Annotated in this window: 10 protein-coding genes; 4 read left to right on the top strand and 6 right to left on the bottom strand. The window is 51.8% G+C overall.

Translation table 11 applies throughout. From position 1 onward, the window contains the following. Positions 1 to 362: 362 nt before the first annotated feature. From ACR0B7_RS15010 to ACR0B7_RS14985, 6 genes are all read right to left on the bottom strand, one after another. Entirely contained in the window at positions 363 to 941 is a 579-nt protein-coding gene (locus ACR0B7_RS15010) for a hypothetical protein (protein WP_170798966.1), read from the bottom strand. Between the two features lie 227 nt (positions 942 to 1,168). Beyond that, positions 1,169 to 1,654 (bottom strand): hypothetical protein, encoded by a 486-nt coding sequence (locus ACR0B7_RS15005; RefSeq protein WP_480681858.1) that lies wholly within the window; start codon positions 1,652 to 1,654, stop codon positions 1,169 to 1,171. 44 nt (positions 1,655 to 1,698) lie between these two features. After that, on the bottom strand, positions 1,699 to 3,561 hold the full coding sequence (locus ACR0B7_RS15000) for a TniQ family protein (protein WP_480681856.1): 1,863 nt from the start codon (positions 3,559 to 3,561) through the stop codon (positions 1,699 to 1,701). Beyond that, entirely contained in the window at positions 3,561 to 4,484 is a 924-nt protein-coding gene (locus ACR0B7_RS14995) for a TniB family NTP-binding protein (protein WP_480681941.1), read from the bottom strand. The genes ACR0B7_RS15000 and ACR0B7_RS14995 overlap by 1 nt, the downstream gene beginning before the upstream one ends. Positions 4,485 to 4,531: 47 nt before the next feature. Beyond that, on the bottom strand, positions 4,532 to 6,484 hold the full coding sequence (locus ACR0B7_RS14990; protein ID WP_480681854.1) for a Mu transposase C-terminal domain-containing protein: 1,953 nt from the start codon (positions 6,482 to 6,484) through the stop codon (positions 4,532 to 4,534). Beyond that, positions 6,481 to 7,191 (bottom strand): hypothetical protein, encoded by a 711-nt coding sequence (locus ACR0B7_RS14985; RefSeq protein WP_480602615.1) that lies wholly within the window; start codon positions 7,189 to 7,191, stop codon positions 6,481 to 6,483. The genes ACR0B7_RS14990 and ACR0B7_RS14985 overlap by 4 nt, the downstream gene beginning before the upstream one ends. Before the next feature lie 59 nt (positions 7,192 to 7,250). On the opposite strand from ACR0B7_RS14985, the gene ACR0B7_RS14980 reads away from it, so the two are divergent. From ACR0B7_RS14980 to ACR0B7_RS14965, 4 genes are read left to right on the top strand one after another with little or no spacing between them, the layout of a single operon-like run. Then, positions 7,251 to 8,093 carry a hypothetical protein gene (locus ACR0B7_RS14980; protein ID WP_480681852.1) on the top strand — a complete coding sequence of 281 codons (843 nt, stop codon included), beginning with the start codon at positions 7,251 to 7,253 and terminating at the stop codon, positions 8,091 to 8,093. A 26-nt stretch (positions 8,094 to 8,119) separates the two neighbouring features. Then, positions 8,120 to 13,303, top strand: coding sequence for a DEAD/DEAH box helicase (locus tag ACR0B7_RS14975; protein ID WP_480681850.1), 5,184 nt, complete (start codon positions 8,120 to 8,122; stop codon positions 13,301 to 13,303). Next, positions 13,296 to 16,067, top strand: a complete 2,772-nt coding sequence (locus ACR0B7_RS14970; RefSeq protein WP_480681848.1) for a helicase-related protein — start codon at positions 13,296 to 13,298, stop codon at positions 16,065 to 16,067. Before ACR0B7_RS14975 ends, ACR0B7_RS14970 begins: the two co-directional genes overlap by 8 nt. Continuing rightward, positions 16,067 to 19,420, top strand: coding sequence for an Eco57I restriction-modification methylase domain-containing protein (locus ACR0B7_RS14965; protein ID WP_480681846.1), 3,354 nt, complete (start codon positions 16,067 to 16,069; stop codon positions 19,418 to 19,420). The genes ACR0B7_RS14970 and ACR0B7_RS14965 overlap by 1 nt, the downstream gene beginning before the upstream one ends. Positions 19,421 to 19,423 lie beyond the last annotated feature (3 nt).

The following is a 19,423-nucleotide window of genomic DNA, read 5'->3' as shown; positions in this document are numbered from 1 at the left end:
GACGCCACAGATTTGTGAGTCTCAGCCAATAGAGGCAAGTGCGCGTATCAGCGGCACATAATCGAGACTTATGTTAAATCTCGAAATCCCGGCTTTCTGCCACAAGGCCGCTGCGAATTTCCGACAGTTTCAGGAAACCGAATGTTTCTTCCGGTGATGTCTTGAAGGAAGATGTACGCAGTATCCCAATTAAACTAGGTGCCTTGTTCAGGCGCGTGCGGAAAACCCGCAACCCATTTGTAATATTCCGACCGCAGTTGCCCAAGGAACTTACCTACATTCGAAATCCTTACCTCGGCACCACGTTCCAGCCTGCATCGCGTAGGGCGGGATCAATACGGTGTCGGTCTCTGTTTCGCTACTCACATCCATGACAATGCTCTTTCATGCAGCACTGTGAGAAGATCTTGCCTAATGTCCAATTGGACTTGAATTTGGTCCGCAAGTACGGCTTTGCGGCGCGCATCGACAGTTTCCATACGCTCCGCTCGCCAAGCGTCAATTTTATTTTCGCACAGAACATAGTCTATCAGAAGCTGTTCATCTTCCGACTTCCAATATTTTTGGCTACTCTGCCGTTTTAGCCGCGGCAGGCGCGGTACAGGTGGATCACGTCGCTTTGCGGACGACAAAACATCTGGGTGTGTTTTGTAAACACCTCGTTTTTTTCGTCGCTTGTTTATTGGTTTTTTGTCGAACTTCTGGGATTTGGGTGAGTTTTTGCGTTGTCGTCTGAGACTACGCATTTCAGTGCGCAATGCTTGAAAAGTCGCGGCGGGATCTTCATTTGCGAGCGGTTCACGCCGCCATCGCTCAAGAAATTTCTGCACGAAATCTTCCGTCTCGCGAGCGGACGCTGCGTCTTTGGTTTTGTCGGCCCTGTACTTGGCGGCGGTACGGTCAGGTTTGTAATTCGGATCGTAGTAATTTCGAAACGCCATTTTTCGAACATTTCCTAAATCATCTTGAATTAGTACGCCAATAGCAGTTTTGGCAATTTATACAAATGACGCTCTCTCCCGTTGCCCGAAACAGCGGATATGCCGTGTCGAACTCGCATCATGACTCTTACGCACGTACGGAACGCGCGGGTGAAAAAAATGGGCGTGCATTCAGTATCTTGGAGATAACTGTGCCGTATCGATTATCAATGACATCGCCCTGAACGCTACCGAAGCTGATGATTGTACAAGTTGAGCCAAGTAGCAAAGTCTCCTTTAAGATCCATCGCGGAGCGATAAAAGGAATTGATCGTACCCATCTTGCAGAATTCCGAATGGAACGCGTCAGCAAAATCTTCACACTCATTGACCCCGTTCCAAAGAACATGTGCTTGAGTAATCTTCTCGCGGTTCAACAAGTCCCTATATTCCTGCGCCGCGAATTCCTTCCCAAGGTCAGTATGAATTGACTGAAGCCTGATGTTCCTACCCGCGTAAACTGGAAGAACACAGTTCTCCAGGAAAGAACTAGCAGAGCGAAAGCTCGAAGACGGAGAAATCGACGCGATAACCTCTCCTGAGTATTTTGCGGCAAAGACATCGAGGACTACACGCTCCGATTTATTGAAAAGCGTGAAAGAAAAACGGTCTTGGCACCCTTGGTTGCGCGTATCTCCAGTGAAGAGTTCGTTATGTCTGAGATGTTTACTCATCAGATGTTCCTTTTTGATAGTGAGGTTAGTTGGGGTGGACTCGGCTACGAGCACATCTTCGCCTCATCGCTTCTCAGACTTGCCGTACAGCTTTCGGCATCCAGAGATGGAAGTCCTCCGGAATTGGCTAAAGTCATGAGGTCTGACAGGCGTACTAGATGGCCTCTGCTTGTTTGGGCTTCCTTTTGTGCGCCAAAAGTCTCGATCTGGCTTTTCGCGAGAAGGCCGAGCAAGCGGCGCGAAGTTGTGCGGCGTGACCCAGCAAGTACTGCGAGAGGCACGAAAGTAGATTGGAACCGCGCTAGCTGTTCCGGCGAGATCAAATAACCCTTGTTCGGACCATGCGAAACTTCGCGAGCTTCGAGCAGACCAAGCCTACACCAGTGCACGACTGATTGAGGTTTCCAACCAGTGATCCTGGCAACATCCTGAGCTGTCCAGTCTTTTGAAAACCGCCCTTTACTCAGCTCTCTTTCCACATCGCTTTTCAGATACTGGAACTTACCTAACAAGACTTCGCTATTGGTGTTTACAGGCACGATTTCACATTCAAAGATGCGCTGAAAAATTTGGATAAGCACCGAACGATCCGTTGTTCTGCGAAGATTTAGATCCGCAAAACTGATCGTCTCACCATCCCGTTGGACCGCGGAGGTTCTGATGCGAGCCAGCCGGTCTGCAAGGGCAATTTTGTCAAAGCCACCGTCAATCAACGGGGGACGATCTTCCAAAGCAATTTCGCTGACCACAGCAGCTTCACGCAAAAGCTCAAGCTGCTTCCGTGAAACTCCTAGTAGGTTTCGAATTGTAGTGCCGTCGCAGTATCTTTCTCGATCAGCGAGGATGTTATGAACTTCCAGCCGAGGAATAACAGTATGAGTGTGCCCATATCCGCTCTGGTTTTGTTTGCCGGCAATCTGTTTCTTTTGAACCGCCTCAACCAGTCTCTGTGACGTGATCCCAATCTCTTGAGCAGCTTCCTTGGCAGACACCCATTCTCTTGATTCATCGACTTGCAATGAACCGAGATAGGTTCCGCTGAACTCTTTTGAAACAACTCCACCCAAAGCCTTGTGAAATGGTTCATATGCAGGATCTTTGAATTGCATGAACCGCTGATACCAATTGCCCAATCTTGCAGGCGCGGAGTTCAATGCCGGGTCAGCTTTTAACAGACGTTCGCGAACGTGATCTTCAAAACCTTTTGGCCAGTTTTCTAATAGCGAAGCAACCGGCTCAAGCAGCACAACAGCCTCCTCTACTGTTTTCGGCATTTTGGTTTTAAGAGCCTTACCCGTTCGATTTGTTGAGAAGGACGAGGCTAAGAAATGAAAAAAACGGTTGATATCTGCCGGAGGACTGGACACTAGCTGCGTCGGAAGACCTGAGGCTTCCCTTGATGGAATGCCCGAAATCAACTGCGAGATTAGAACCTCATGTCGCGGCGCTGTCTGAACTGGAAGTCTCGACAGATCCGTTCCGCAAGAACATTTTCCGTGCCCACCAATTACGGGCGTAAGAGACTCTGAGCATCGCGGGCAGGTGTCTTCCAATCTGCACTTGTGCTCAGGGCACGCAGTTACCAACGCGTGACGCCAGCTTTGGTGATAGACATTACCGTCCGCGATACACATTGGGCACACTGGGTCAGACCAATGCCGGTCATATTGCCACTCGCGGCGTGCGTCTTTCGGTTTGGCTTCCGGTGCGATTGCCGCGAGTTCACCCGCAGGTAATCCGCATTTGCGCTCCAAGTCATCAATGCTCTCGATCAGACGGCGCCCGTACTTGATACCAAGCTCCGAGAAAAAATCCCCGGTGTCGATGAACGCGTTGAAAGCAGACAATCGGCGAAGAAATCCGAGCAAGCTTTCATTTGGTTTTGGATTTGTTGTTCTGGCCAGCATCAATAGTGTTCCAACACTGAAAATTCTTCCGTCGTGGAAGGTGCAAGCTCAAGGTCGGCTTCCTTCATGACGTTTACGAACGAACGGACCAAATCCAGTTCTTCGATATCATCAGATTCAAAGAAAAAATCTGGACGGTGTTGGGCTTGAAGAACGGAGTTCGCGGCCTTGGCGAGGCTGGCGTAGCTCAACACGTCATTCTCGATGTAGGCGATTGCCCCGTGCAAGACGCGCATGACGATCCCAACGCGGCCGCCAGACACTCCGTAAAGGCGCACCACAATGTCATGAGGGTCAAAGTCAAACTCTAGGCCGGCTTCTTGCAAGCTGTTGAGTGGCGTTGCGATAGCGCCAGCGAAGTTGGTCTTTTCCTCTTCAACGGACCAGGAGTAGGGCAACATGTAAGTGGATTTCATTGCCCGATCACGGCACTGTTCGTTCTCATCCAAAATTCTCTGAAACTTGGGCAGCCCGCAAAGGACCAGCGTCACACCTGTGTTGTCCACGAGGCGTTTGAAATGGTCGGTAACGCCCCGCTTTGACAGCCGTTCACCACGTTCGGCGCAGTGATTGCACTCGTCCATCGCAATGACACGAATGCCCTTGCTCGTGATTTCTTTGTATAGCTGTGCCTCGATCTCTGACGCAGATGACCCTCTCTTACCGCTCAGTTCCAGCGAAGCCAGCATGGATCGAACAAGCATTTTATCATTTGGCTTATTGGGGATGGATCCAATGACAAAATCGCTGTCATAGACCCATCCTTGGTATTCAGTTGTTGGCTTACCGATAGTATCCCGCAGATCCTCGAGCATCCGACTTTTTCCGCATCTTGTTGGACCGAGGAAGGGCACGATTGACCCACCGAGCCGCTGTGCAAGGCTAATGGCTTCAATCAGTTCACTGCGCGTTTGTTGATACAAGGCGTGATAGACGGCTTGTTTCAGGACGTGACTGTAGTTCTGGTGACTCAACTGTGCCTCCGGGTTGATTTCTTCGGCATGTTCCCGGGCAAGCTAACTGTCGGCTTGATCCGTTTGCGTTTGGCTGAGTTGGTGGGATCTTGACCGGGTAGGCGATCCGAACGTTCAATTAGCTCTTTGTTGCGGGTCGCTGCGATCTGCTTTGCCCGGCGTTTCTTCGACGTAAGTTTGTCAGCCTTGTCTTTGAAGTCTTCGTAAATTTGAAGTTCGGCTAGAATTGCCTGCGTTTCGATTTCCTCCACATCAGGCGTGCGCAACGCTTTTCGTGCGGCATCCAACTGGGCAAATGACAACGCGGGGCAGTTTTCTCTCTTTGTAGGGACAAAAAAGTGTTCGTGAGCCAGTTCGTCCCAGACAGCGATTTCTCGAATGTCATTTGGGTCGTACCGGATCTGAACCTTGTTTCTTACTCCAACGCGCTCAAGATAGTTCTTCAGCTCGCACGAGGCGTACCGAATGTTCTTGAACATGATGCCATCTCGTTCGGCGACACGAACTGCCTCTTCAACCATAAACATTTCTCTTACTTGAACCGCAGATGGCGCGGGGGGAAGTAAGTGGCGTCTACTCAGTCTGTTCCATGCGGCAACAGGAGACTCATTGGTCCGTAGGATGTTTTGCACTCGCCGTCTTTGCTTTTGAGCGTAAATGTCATAACGCCACCTTTGAAGCATTTCTTCGACTTCGCGAATGGTATAGACAGCTTCTGCTTCCGCGATTTTTGTGCGTTTTTTCGCGCCAATTTCTGAAGTTTGGGAGGCCCCCTGAAACTGGGTAATAAATCGACTTAGTTCTCGGAAAAACCTCTCAATGAATGGCTTCTTATCTGGCTGGCCTGGAACGCACTTCAACCAGTCTTGTGCCGAGGCCGACAGGACTGACCCAATAATATCGCCAGAGTTTTCTGAGCCTTGGTCTGATACCGTCAATTGTGGCGTACCGACGGCCTGAAACCTGTTTTGGATTTTGTAGCGATCAAAGAACGCATCCGTTTTGGGTACGAAAACCTCCTTCATGGTTCTCGCGGTCAGACTGGATGATGGAGCGCCCCAAGACACTTGAAGGCCCAGAATGAGGCCCGTTGCGCAATCGATTACCGCACACACTGTTGGACGTCCTACTGGATCTCCGTCATCATCTACGCACCACATGTCCAAAGTGGTGGAGTCCGCCTCGAGACGTGCGAACGGAACTTCAACTTTCTGGAGATTCATCGCGAGCAAGTATTGTTTTCTTGCTTCCGCACTGCCGAGCCTAAGTTTCACAACATCTGCATGTGGCAATAGCTGAATAATTGCGTTTACACATTTGCTACCGCATGGTCCGGGCTTGAGATTCAGTTCTTCACATTTTTTCTGATACTTTGCTTTGGCAAGCCTTGCGAGAGACGTAACCGTCATGCGATCCGAAGTCAGAAACCGTTCTTCGAGCAGATCGTAAGTGACTTCTTCAAACAAGAAGTCGTATCTGGGCGCTCGGTTGCCTTTGTTCGTGTGTTTGGGTCGAAGCCCTGCATCGCCTTTTGAACGGTCCAGCTTATCCCAAGATTGAACAGTCCTTAGTGAGGGAAAACCATTGGCTCGGAAAGACGTGTATTTGTCATCCAAGAAGTCTAGTACAAGTCGATTGTAGGCTGCCTGCCAAGTGAGACCACCTCCTCTATGCACTCTGATCGCTGTGATAACACGTTTTTTGAAGCTTAGTTCTTTCTGCTCAGAAGCGTTGAGCATTCGGCGCAGTGACCTGGCATCTGCGTTCGGATCGAACGCCATCTCGGAATGAATGAGTTCTCTGAATCTCTCAAAGCTGATGTGCGAATAAACACCGTCCTTGTCAGTCAAGGAGACTGAACCTTCGCGCACTCCAATTTCTACTACGGTGAAGGTCTGTTCTTCGATCAGAACATGCCAGCCAATATACTGTCGCTGAACGTGGGTCACAGCTCGATGATCTCCAGATGATTTGTTTTGGGAGTTGGGTTCAAAGACGCAAACGAAGCCGGCCCAAGACGTCGACTAAAAAGATCCACTGCAAGAAACCCGGAAAGGATAGCGCAAAGGAGTTCGTCCGAACCAAGATCAAACTCGGAGATCAGCTGACCAAGACGGACACTTTCGGTTGGCACTTCAGCAAGGACTTCTAGAGTTTTCTTCGTTGGTGGCCTATCAATAACCGCCTTTAGCGTGCGGACGTTGTGAGCCACGATTTCCGTCAGCGTTTCGTCTGTAATCAGCGTCCAATGATGGCCAACAGATTTGAAAAACTTTGGCAAAAAATCCCGATGGAGGTCCTCGTTGAGCCACCTTTCAGCTTTAGTTTCAACGAAAGCTGTTCGACCATCCCGCATTCTGACGAGGAAGTCGGGAGTGTAAGGCTTGGGGCGATAGCGCTTTCCGACAAACTCATCGATAAGATTCTCTTTTTTCGCAAAAGACCTTCCCGATAGAAGATCATATGTGCAAGGTTGGGGCCGGAAACTGGCTACACGCGGATCCAACGCCAACGCAAAAGCAGTCGTGGCCTCCAATGTGCTCTCCAATTGGATGTATCCAGCACATTTCGGAGCGCTGACGTAATTTGCTCTCTTTTTTTGCCCCGCTTTTCTTACGATGCGGGATGTTGGGTGTGATTTGGGGTCTTTTTTCATGAATAGATGTCTACAATATTGGCATCTCCAATATCAATATAATATTGGCACTGCCAATAATGGATAAATTTATGGTGCAACAAGGCAACAGCCTCGAGAGCGTGGCAAAAAGAGAAAACTGGATAGAATTTGGAGGTGCTTTGTCCGACGCCATGGACAACCCGAGCGCCTATGGACTTCGAACATCCAACGAAGTCCTTAAAAACATTTCAGATTTAACCGGAAGAAGACCTCACAGCCTCAAGAACCCACTCTATGTAAGCAGATGGTTAAAAGAGAAACATCCTGAGGTTTACGAAGCCAAACCGGCCTGGCTGGGTATGACGCTGGTTATGTATTTGATGAAAATAGAAGAGTTGGATGCCGCAGAAGCGAAAAAGATAACGCCTAAAGTTTTTGAAGGTCAGATGAAGCAGATCGAGCTCAAGGCTATCTTCGACGACCTTAGAGAAAGAAAAAGCGATCCTTCCATAACGACCGGAAGTATAGAGCTTTCCGCGCCTCAAAGAGCACAACGATTTTACGACTTTGTTGACGACTACCTTAATCGCTTTGGGGCTGAATTCTTTGAATCGGACAGCGTATCTATCCAACCCGGAAGAATTATCGATCCTATAAGCCCGGACCTTGTTGTGAACCTGAGTTCTGGAGAGCGTGTTGCGGTAGAAGTAAAATCTTACCGAAACCGGGTAGACCGGCATCAGTTCATAACAACACTTGGGTATTTGGCACTAATTCAAAAACTTGTGCCAGAAATTCTCATGATTGTGCCCGAAGGAAGCGCATATGACTTGCGTAGGATGAATGATTTGCGCGACAAACTCTCCTTAAAGGGTATTCGCTTTGCGACATTGCCCGAAAAGAGAGCTGAACGAGCTACAGACCTTAGGGTAACCGAATAAAGCTATTTGCAGGCAGTAAAATTGAAATGAAAGCATTCGAATTCGACAGCAGTCTCATTGAGAACTACGCGCACTTTTCGCAATCGTTCAGCGCCTTACGTGCGACAGATCTAAAGTCGCAGGTCGAAGCACTCTATCAAGACGGCCATTTCTGGCCGGACCCGCTCTTGTCATTGAACCCACGCTATGAAGAAGGCCCGACAACTGCCGAACTCATTTCTACTGGAGATTTGGATAAAGCTACCGGTGAAATTTTCCGGTTCGGAGCCGAGCCACTTCGGTTCCACCGGCATCAAGCTCAAGCCATCGCTAAAGCGCGTGCAGGTCAAAGTTTTGTCGTCACGACAGGCACGGGATCTGGTAAGTCTCTCTGCTTCTTTGTTCCAATCGTCGACGCTATCGTAAGGGCAAAAAAAGCGGATAAATCTCGGCGAACAAGAGCCATCATTGTCTATCCGATGAACGCTCTCGCAAATAGCCAAATCAAAGAAATCGAAAAGTTTATTTCTCAGTCTGGCCTACCTAAGGAGCTCCTACCGACTGTCGCCCGCTACACCGGTCAGGAAGGTCAGGAGGAGCGACAACGCATCGCGGCCAATCCCCCCGACATCTTGCTAACAAACTTCATGATGGCGGAGCTTTTGCTAACCCGCCAAGACGATCAGGACACCCGTGTCATTGAGAACACAAAGGGTCTGGAGTTTATCGTTCTTGATGAACTTCACACCTACCGCGGACGACAAGGTGCTGATGTAGCTATTCTGGTTCGGAGATTGAGAGATCGGTGCGCAGGCGAAAAGGCACCTATTTGTATCGGCACGTCGGCAACTATGGCTAGCGAAGGAAGCGACGATGGGCGGGCTCTGGCCGTCTCACAAGTTGCTTCGCGACTGTTCGGTGCCAGCATCGGTCCCGACGCCGTTATTGACGAGGCGCTTCGGCGTTCAACTGACGATTCTCTAGAGCTTGCGGATGTTGTCCCCGCTCTTGGAGAAACAATAAGCCAAGGCATCCCATCAGAACTCACTGACGACCAGCTTAAGAAACATCCTTTAGCTGTTTGGTGTGAGCTGGCACTCGGTTTGGACGATGGCAAAGACCTTAAGCGCAAGCGGCCAATTCCATTTGGTGAAGCTGTTCAAGAGTTAAAGAAAGCCTCCGGAGAGAGCGAAGATCAGTGTCAGCAGGTGTTGGAAACCTTTCTCACGCTCGTCAGTCTGCCCGAAAAGGACAGAGGCGGATCAGGTGATGCTGCATTTCTCGCATTCAAGCTGCATCGGTTTGTTTCCGGTGCTGGCGAGTTTTTCACCACCCTAACCGATCAACCGAGAACTGTTCTTTTAGATGGCCAACTGGAGGATCCGAACAACCCTGGCCACAGAATGTACCCGACGCGCTTTTGTCGCGAGTGCGGTCAAGAATATCACGTCGTCACAAAAGTGGAACGAGACGGCCTAACCAGTTTCATTCCTCGAAACATTGATGACACCCCTATCGACGACGATGAAGAAGAAGACATTGCCGGATACCTGACCCCTACTGGTGAAGGCGACGCAGAATACCGCTTTACTGGGGACATCGAGAGCTATCCTGAAACCTGGGTTGAAGAGCACCGCGGTGTCGAACGATTGCGTTCTTATAGACGCGCACGCGCCCCTCAGCCCGTGACGGTTGGCGCTGACGGTCGTCTAGGTTCAAGCGGAATGGACTTTTGGTTCTTGCCGGGAAAATTCGGTTTCTGCACCTGCTGCCTGCATGAGCCGCCAACTGGCATGCGCGAAAGAAGCAAATTAGCCGGCCTTTCAGGCGAAGGCAGAAGCTCTGCGACCACGTTGCTGGTCTCAACCGCGCTTGAATGGTTGAACGCTCCAAGCAGCAATGTCCCGAAAGACAAACGCAAGCTTCTTGGCTTTACGGACAATCGGCAGGACGCAGCGCTACAAGCTGGGCATTTCAACGATTTCCTGTTTGTCAGCTTACTGCGTGGAGCAATTCTTCGGTCTGTGTTGGACGAAGGGTCCTATGGGTTGCGCGAGGAAGAGTTTGGACTGCGCGTCGTTCGTGCTCTCGGGTTCACAGCTAACAACAAAGATGCACGCGTTCACTGGATGCTGGATCCGACGGCGGGTACGGTCATCAGAGGAGAAGCAGAGCGCGCACTCGCGAAGGTCATGGCACATCGCGTTTGGACAGATCTTCGACGCGGTTGGCGTTTTACAAATCCAAGTCTGTCGATCTTGAATCTCGTCGCTTTGGACTTTGTTGGCCTCGATGAAATTGCAGGAGACCAGGAACGCTTTACTGCAATTCTTCCGGAGTTCGGTGCTTTACCTACGCAAGACAGACGCGAGGTTCTGCGCACGTTCCTCGAAGCCATGATCGAAGGTTTGGCCGTCCGGACAGAGGCACTCGAACTGCCCATACTCGACACGACCGCCCAGAATTCGAGAAGCCTGCTGCGATCTCCTTGGTCGATTGATCAGAAGGAAAGTCTTCAAGGGCAGTCAATTTTGTACTTACAGCCTCCGAGGCGCGGCAACATCGGCCTTAGGGAAGAAAAAACAATTCTACGTGCTGGCCATAACTCTAGAATTGCCAAGCTAATCAATAAGCGCAGCATGCTCGGCGTCAAACTAGGCAAGGACGATTACCTGAGGGTGATGGAAGAAGTCCTTTCGTACCTGAGCGAAGAAGGGCTGCTGACCCCAGTGAGCCTGGATGACGACCATCAGGGTTGGCAACTTTCACCGTCGGCTGTGCGATTGGTGCCTGGCGCTGCGGTGAATGACGCCCAATTCCGTGGAAACGCCTACTTTCATGATCTTTACACCAGCATCGCAGCAGATCTCAAAGGCGGACACAGCAGTTATTGGGGTCTCGAGAGCCGCGAACATACGGCACAGGTGACCCAGCTACAGCGAGAATGGAGAGAATGGCGTTTCCGGTTTGAGGATGATGATATTGCCAAACTCGAGGAGAATGCTCTCCAAATCAAAGAAAGCGGTGAGTCAGTCCAGTTTTTGCCAGCAATGTTCTGCTCACCTACAATGGAGTTGGGCGTCGATATATCTGCACTGAACGCGGTTTATCTGAGAAACGTACCCCCGACGCCTGCAAACTACGCACAACGCGCTGGACGTGCCGGTCGTTCAGGTCAGGCAGCTGTCGTCTTCACTTATTGTGCAGCGCAATCACCACATGATCAGTACTTCTTCGAACGTCGGAACGACATGGTCTCTGGTATCGTCAAACCACCGGCACTCGATATCACCAATCGTGATTTGGTCACTTCCCACCTACACGCTGTGTGGTTAGCAGAAGCGAAACTCGCACTATCACCGGATATTCCGCTGATCCTGGATCTTGAGAATGAAGACTATCCACTCAAACCAGAGATCTTAACCGTTGTTCAGGCATCAAGCCTCGTGGAGCGGTCCAAGGTGCCGATGGGTCGTGTGCTAGCACAAATTCTCCATTCTCTGGGTGGGGAAATGCCGAAATGGCTGACGTCCCCAGAAGAGTTTGTGGCAGAGGTTGCAGCGGAAGCACCGCGCGAGTTCGACAAAGCATTCAACCGCTGGAGAGAACTCTACAATTCTGCGAGAACACAACTGATTGAAGCCAACAAGAAGTCCCAGCAGGCTGGCTTATCCGCGTCTGACCGGCGTAAAATCAGGGCCGCGCAAGCCCAAGCAAACGACCAAATCACAATCCTTGAGCAAGGAAAGGCGTCAAACGGCTCCGACTTTTATTCTTACCGCTATCTTGCCACGGAAGGTTTCCTGCCGGGATACAATTTCCCGCGTCTTCCTCTCTATGCATTTGTGCCCGGTGAGGGGAAAAGCGGGGCTTACTTACAGCGCGCAAGATTTCTTGCAATCGCAGAGTTTGGACCAAGAAGCCTCATATACCATGAGGGCCGCGCGTTCCGGGTAATGAAAGCAAAACTGCCGCCGGAAACACGGACTGCCGATGGACAAGAACTGGCAACGAAAGAAATCACGATCTGCCCTAACTGTGGCGCCTCGCATGAAGAGGAAGTCGAACGTTGCCATGCCTGCGATCACTCGATGGCTGGTGAGCTGCCCGTAAAGAGAACCCTCAGAATCGACAACGTTGAGGCGGCCCCTGCGGAGCGCATCACCGCAAATGACGAAGAGCGTGTCCGGCAAGGTTTCGAAATTCAAACCGTTTTCTCATGGCCGCAAAAGGCTGGAAAATCCAACATCACTGAAGTGCAGTACCTTGCCGGAGGTAAGCGCCTGCTCGACCTTCAATACGCGAACAGCGCGGAGATCAGTCGAATTAACAAAGGGTTACGACGTCGTAGGGACCAGACTGTTCTTGGCTTCCTGATCGACCCGCGGACGGGGTACTGGGCGAAAACACCAGACGAAGATGCGGATACAGATCCCCCACCAGACGCTGTGCAACCAGTCCGGATCGTGCCAATCGTACGCGATCATAAGAACGCTCTCCTGTTCAGGTTTCATCGCCCAGATCTCTATGAACCAGAGACCTTGGCGACCGTTCAACATGCACTAATGCGAGGCATCGAAGTCGTGTTTCAGCTTGAAGAAGGGGAGATACTTGGTGAGCCGTTACCAAAACGCGATGATCGGCGCACGATTCTGGCGTATGAAGCAACAGAAGGGGGCGCCGGTGTCCTAAGCCGCCTTGTTGAAGACGAGAACGCGCTGCGCCGAGTTGCGCTAGCAGCTCTGAATCTGATGCACTTCAAGGAAGTAGATGCGGCTGTCGCGGACGGTGACGCATCGTTACTAAAAGATGCAGAAGATGCATGTGTCCGCGGCTGTTACCGATGCTTGCTGTCTTACTTTAACCAGCCAGATCATGAGTTGATTGACAGAGTAAGCGACGAGGCCAAGCAACTCTTGGTGGACCTTGCTAGGGGTGAACTGACCACTTCCACGGCTTCAGAGACAAATTCTTCTGCCGAAGCTTGGATTAGTGCATTTACTCAAGCAGAATTGCCATCTCCAGATGCAAAACCGATCATGTTTGGCGAGCAGCAGGTGCAATTCGCCTGGCGGGATCACTACGTTGCAGCAGCAATCGGGCAAGCTTCAGAGCAAGCAAATGATATTGCCGCCGAGAAAGGTTGGACAATTGTGTCACTGCCTGCTGAGCCGAATGAAGGTGTTCCCGCGGAACTGATCGAATTACTTGGCGGAGCATATCATGACTGAAGCATTCTCACCCGGAGACTTGGTACGGGCCCGCGGTCGTGAATGGGTCGCATTACCTCCCCCAAAAGAAGGTCTTCTCGCGCTCAGACCACTCACTGGAAACGAGAAAGATACTGTCGTTCTTGATCCAACCCTGGAGTTGGAAAGCGTTGAAGCCGCGCGCTTTGATTTGCCTGATGACGCTGCTCTAACGGTACAATCGAAAGCCGCTCTGTTGTCGGACGCACTTCGGCTTACTCTGAGGCGCGGCGCTGGACCCTTTCGTTCAGCGGCAAATCTCGCCTTCGAACCCCGGATTTATCAGCTAGTTCCTCTGCTCATGGCAATGCGCATGCCAGTGCCAAGGCTATTGATTGCTGATGATGTTGGTATCGGAAAGACGGTCGAAGCCGGACTTATTCTTCGGGAACTGATGGATCGTGGAGAAGTTGACACTTTTTCGGTCCTATGCCCTCCCCATCTAGTTGATCAATGGATCATGGAATTGAACTCCAGGTTTGGGATCGAAGCCGTCGCCGTCACATCTAGCTCTGCCGCGCGGCTTGAACGTGGTCTGCCGCTAGCGCAATCTCTCTTCGACGCATATCCGTTCACGGTCGTCAGCTTGGACTATATCAAAGCCGACAAACGCCGAGACGGATTTGCCAAGGCTTGCCCGGATTTCGTGATTGTTGATGAAGCGCACGCATGTGTTGGGACGCACAAAGGCAAGCAGCAGCGCTTTGAACTATTGTCTGGTCTCGCAAAGGATCCTGAGCGACGGATCATTATGCTGACTGCAACCCCGCATTCGGGAGACGAGGAAGCGTTCTCACGGTTGCTTTCACTCATCGATCCTGCCTTTGCCTCGTTGGCATTTGATGATGCTCGATATCGTGAAAGACTGGCACGCCACTTTGTTCAACGCCGCAGAATCGATCTTGTTTCAAAGGACTGGGGAGAAGATCGCGCGTTTCCAAAACATGAAACGACGGAAGCACCCTATCGGCTGACCCAAGAGCATTTGGACTTCCAAGAACAGGTCTTGGACTATTGCCTCGGTGTTGTCGAAAGAGCTGGAGAAGCCCAACGAGACAGGCGATTGGCATTTTGGGGCACGCTTGCGCTGATGCGTTGTGTCGGCTCGTCTCCAGCGGCGGCATTAAGCGCTCTGAGAAACCGGATGTCCACCGAGGCAGATCGGTTGGAACCACAGGTTTTTGATGAGGACGGCGATGATGAAGACGCGGTGGATGTTGAGCCCAGCGCATCTTTCTCCGTGGATGAAGCATTAGCCGATCTCATTCAGAGCGCGGAAGACTTGGTGGCGGCCAAAGACCCAAAGCTAGAAGCGCTAATTGGCATTCTGAAACCGATGATAAAGGATGGAGCCAATCCAGTTGTGTTCTGTCGATACCTGGCAACGGCGGAACATGTCAGGGATGGATTGAGAAAAGCCTTCCCCAAATTGACGGTTGAGGCTGTCACCGGAGTGCTGACCCCTGATGAACGGCGTGATCGGGTTGCAGACATGGCCCCTGACGATGACGAGGAAAATCCACCTCAACGCATTCTAGTTGCGACGGACTGCCTCTCTGAGGGGATCAACCTCCAGCAAATTTTTGATGCGGTTGTTCACTACGATCTCAGTTGGAACCCAACTCGACATCAACAACGAGAAGGTCGTGTAGATCGTTTTGGCCAGCCGGCCGAATTGGTGCGGTCCATCATGATGTTCTCTCCCGACAGCGCCATTGATGGCGCCGTGCTAGACGTAATTCTCCGAAAAGCGGAAGATATCCGTAAAGCGACCGGGGTAACTGTTCCACTGCCCGACGACCGGGCTCCCGTTACCGACGCGCTCATGGCCGCGATGATGCTCAAAAAGGGTGGAACCCGACAACTAGCTTTTGATCTGCGCCTCGATGACGGAACCCAAATAATGGAAGCAGTTTGGAGAGATGCGTCCGAGAAAGAAAAGGCGTCACGTGCACGCTTCGCCCAAAATGCAATGAAACCAAACGAAGTGGCTCCGGAATGGGAAAAAGTCGCAAACCTGCTTGGATCTCCAGAAGACGCGAAAACCTTTCTCGAACGCTCCATGTCTCGGTTTGGTGTACCGCTCGAAGAAAAGAAATCGCTCGTACGCGCTCACGTTCATGCGCTTGATCTTCCACTGAAGGAGCGTTTGGAACAAAAGGCTCTGACTGGAACAATAAAGCTGGCCCTGTCTGAACCGGCTCCATCTGGTACAGCTCTATTGACGCGAACGCACCCGCTTACTGCAACGCTTGCGGAAACATTGGTCGAGGCGTCACTGGATCCAGCCTCATTGCACGACCTCGGCATTGGCAGACTGGGCGCTTGGCCTACTAACAAGGTCGAAAAGGTCACAAGACTCGCCTTATTGAGAATTCGCTACAAACTTCGGGTTCACGCACGAAGAGAGCGGTTACTGCTTGCCGAAGAGGCCGCCCTGGTGGCCCTAGAAGGCGAACAGTTGGTTTGCAGCGGGGATGATGCGCGCCAGCTTTTGAGCGCAACAGCTTCCGGAAACCTTGCCCCGGTTGCGCGTGAGAGATTCGTCAAACAGGCACAAGCGCAACTGCCCGGATTGCTAGAGGGTCCAATCGCGAAATACGTTGCCGAGCGCGCAGATGAGCTTGTCGGCGACCATGCAAGAATCCGTGCTGCAACCGGTTCCGGATCGAAAGTTACAGTGGAGCCGCTGCTCCCGCCTGATGTCATCGGACTGTTTGTTTTGATGCCAAGCGAGGAAGAATAATGGCTAGAAAACAGGTTGTTGATCTTTCGTCTTGGCCATCCCTCACTCTGGAAGGCAACATCATTGCACCAGCAATGGTCGCCAAGGTCGACCAGCGCGGAGCCTCTGAGCAAGCCGAAGAAGACTATGGCGTCAGAAAAGGTCTGAGCATTCGGGAAGAGATTTCATTGGCTTTCCGAGTGGGGCAATCGCATTTCGACGATTTCCAAAAATCTGAAACTCCATCAACTGAAGCAACGCGTCGGTTTGTGCAGGGTTTGTTGAAAGAAGCCTTCGGATTTGACGACATGGCTGCGGCGCTGGCGCCAGTTTCGCAGATCGCTGGAGGGCGCGCTCCAGTCGTGATCGTTCCGCCAGAAGAAGAACTCGATAAGCGGAGCCCGACGCTTTCAGTCGAACGGTCTCTCTCACCTGCGTTTGCGCTGCAAGACTACCTTAACCAACATGAAGACGCCCTTTGGGGTCTCGTCACGAACGGTAAGTCGCTAAGGCTTATGCGCGACAATGCTTCTCTGACTCGTCCTGCTTACGTAGAAGCAAATCTGGAGCAGATCTTTTCAAACGAGGACATAGCCTCCTTCGCGGTACTCTGGCTGCTCATCCATAGATCCCGCTTTGGTAAAGCTGAGACCCCGGCGACGGATTGCGCATTGGAGCGGTGGCGCGAAGCCGGGTCAAAAGAGGGTGAAGCTGCTCGAGACCGATTGGCGGACCAAGTTCAGTTGGCTCTGAAATCACTAGGGTCAGGGTTTCTGGAAGCAAACCCGGATCTCCAGAACCAGCTGAAATCCGGCGAGGTGCCTCTGACCGACTGGTTCAACGAACTGCTCCGACTGGTTTATCGGCTTATTTTCCTGATGGTGGCTGAAGACCGCAGCTTGCTTCATGCGCCCGATGCCAAGAAGGACGCACGTAAACTCTACGTGGACGGCTATAGCCTGGGACATCTGCGGTCACAGTGCGTTCGACGTTCCAGTTGGGATCGGCATCACGACCGCTACGAAGGTCTCAAGGTGGTTTTCGGCGCCTTGACGCAAGGTGAGCCCAAGCTGGCTCTACCAGCACTAGGTGGCCTGTTCGCACAGAATAAGATTTCTCGCCTCGACACCGCGAAACTCTGCAACAAGGCCTTTATGGAAGCTCTGTACCGACTTGCGTGGCTCAGCGATAAATCCGGCATAGTACCAGTGAACTGGCGTGCTATGGAGACCGAAGAACTGGGGTCCGTTTACGAGTCTCTCTTGGAACTCCAGCCTCAATTATCCGATGACGGCAGAGAGCTGCGTTTTGCGTCGGAAGCCGCCGAACAGAAGGGCAACCAGCGCAAGACCACCGGCTCCTACTACACGCCTGACAGCCTCGTTCAGGCGCTCCTGGACACCGCGCTCGATCCCGTGCTCGACATGACAGAGGCCGAAGCGGACGACCCAGCCAAAGCGCTGCTGAAGCTTTCGGTCATTGACCCCGCCTGTGGCTCGGGCCACTTCCTGCTGGCCGCCGCCCGCCGCATCGCCACGCGGCTGGCGCGCATCCGGGCCGAGGGCACGCCCTCACTCGCTGATTTCCGCCATGCGCTGCGCGATGTCGCGCGTTGTTGCATCCACGGGGTGGACCGCAACCCGATGGCGGTGGAGCTGACAAAGGTCGCGCTCTGGATCGAGACGGTGGACCCGGGCCTTCCCCTCGGCTTCTTCGACGCGCAGATCCGCTGTGGCGATGCGCTGCTCGGGATACTCGACCTGAAGGTCCTGGAGGACGGCATCCCCGATGCTGCTTACAAACCACTGGCCAGCGACGACAAGGATACAGCAAAGAGTTACTTAAAGGCCAATCGCGATACAAAAGCGGGGGCGAGCGGTTTCGATTTTGGGACCGGAACGTTCGCAATGCCTGAAGTTAAGCCACTGGCATTGGATTTCTCCGGTTTCCGTGACCTGCCAGAAGATACCGTCGAACAGATTGGCGCAAAGGCCAAACGATTCAAGCAGCTGCGCAAAGGGCAGACCTTCATCCGCGCCAAGGCGGCGTCGGACATGTATGTTGCAGCGTTCCTGCTGCCCAAGGTGGGCGGCGCCCCGGCGGGGGCGTCGACCCGCTTAGTGCCGACCACCGAAGAGCTCTGGATGGCTTTGAATCAGGGTAAGGAGCGTCAGTCACTGGTGGATGCGCCGAAAGCTGCGCGACGAGCAAAGGCATTTCATTGGCCACTGGAATTCCCAGACGTAATGCAACGTGGCGGTTTCGATGTCGTCTTCGGCAACCCCCCATACTTAAGTGCTATCGAACAAAAAAAAACAGAAGACCCACGTAGCCGTATCTTCGTTCAAGAGCATTTTGTCAGCGCAAAAGGGGCGTTCGACATTTATGTTCCCTTTATTGAGAGAGGAACAAAGCTGGCACCAGGCGGTGTTTCTTGCCTTCTGACACCAAATAAGTTTTTGTCCGCTCCATATGGTGAGGCCCTCAGAAAGTATATTTCTACCGCAAACCTTCTTTGCTCTGTGGACGATTTCTCAAGAGGTACGCATTTTTCAGACGCAAGCGTGTATCCGGTAGTAACCACACTAAAACGAAGCGAAGTCGCGACAGATCGCACAATCGCCATACGTCGGCACATCGACGGCGAGGTGCAGAGATTTGAGGTACAGGCAAAGCTCGCAAATTCGCTTCCGAGTCATAACCTTGGTCCGTTGCTCTCAGATGAAATAGACCGGCTGTTCTCGATTATTGAGAAGTGCGTTCCTTTTTCCAAAGTCGCGGAGGTGAATGCATCGACCACGGCTGCGGAGGCCGATGAATACACTAGTAATCTATTTGAACTGGGCGAAGTTGATAGCGATTACTGGAAGGTCGTAAATACTGGCACAATCGATCCTTTTGAGCCTCTTTGGGGAACCCGTGCAATGAGGCACGCTAAGAAAGAATTCTTGCACCCAGTTTTTCCTAAATCCAGTATGATTATTTCAGATAGAAGAAAGTCTCAGTACAGTAGTCCGAAGATCGTTTTTGCCAAGATCGGAAATATGACAGAAGCCTTCTTCGACGAATTCGGTGAATACGCGGGTCTCAACATCAATTTCGCCTTCGTAAGTGAAGATGAGGGAAAATTCCTTACTTCATACGTCAACTCAGATGTTGGATCCTGGGTTTATCGCCAGCTGTTTGGCGCTCTGGCGATGAGCGGGGGCTATCTTCAATACCAGAGTCCACAGATTCGGGATTGGCCCGTTCCGAAGTTTGATCCCGACAACAAACATCATGTTGACGTGGTACGCGCCTATGATCGATTAAACAGTGGTGAGGATTGCAAAGCATCTCTGGATCAACTTGTTGAGAATGTATTGAGTACATGAAAC

The sequence above is a fragment of the Ruegeria sp. BB6 genome (assembly GCF_056539385.1).
This window is presented reverse-complemented; position numbering and strand designations above follow the sequence as displayed.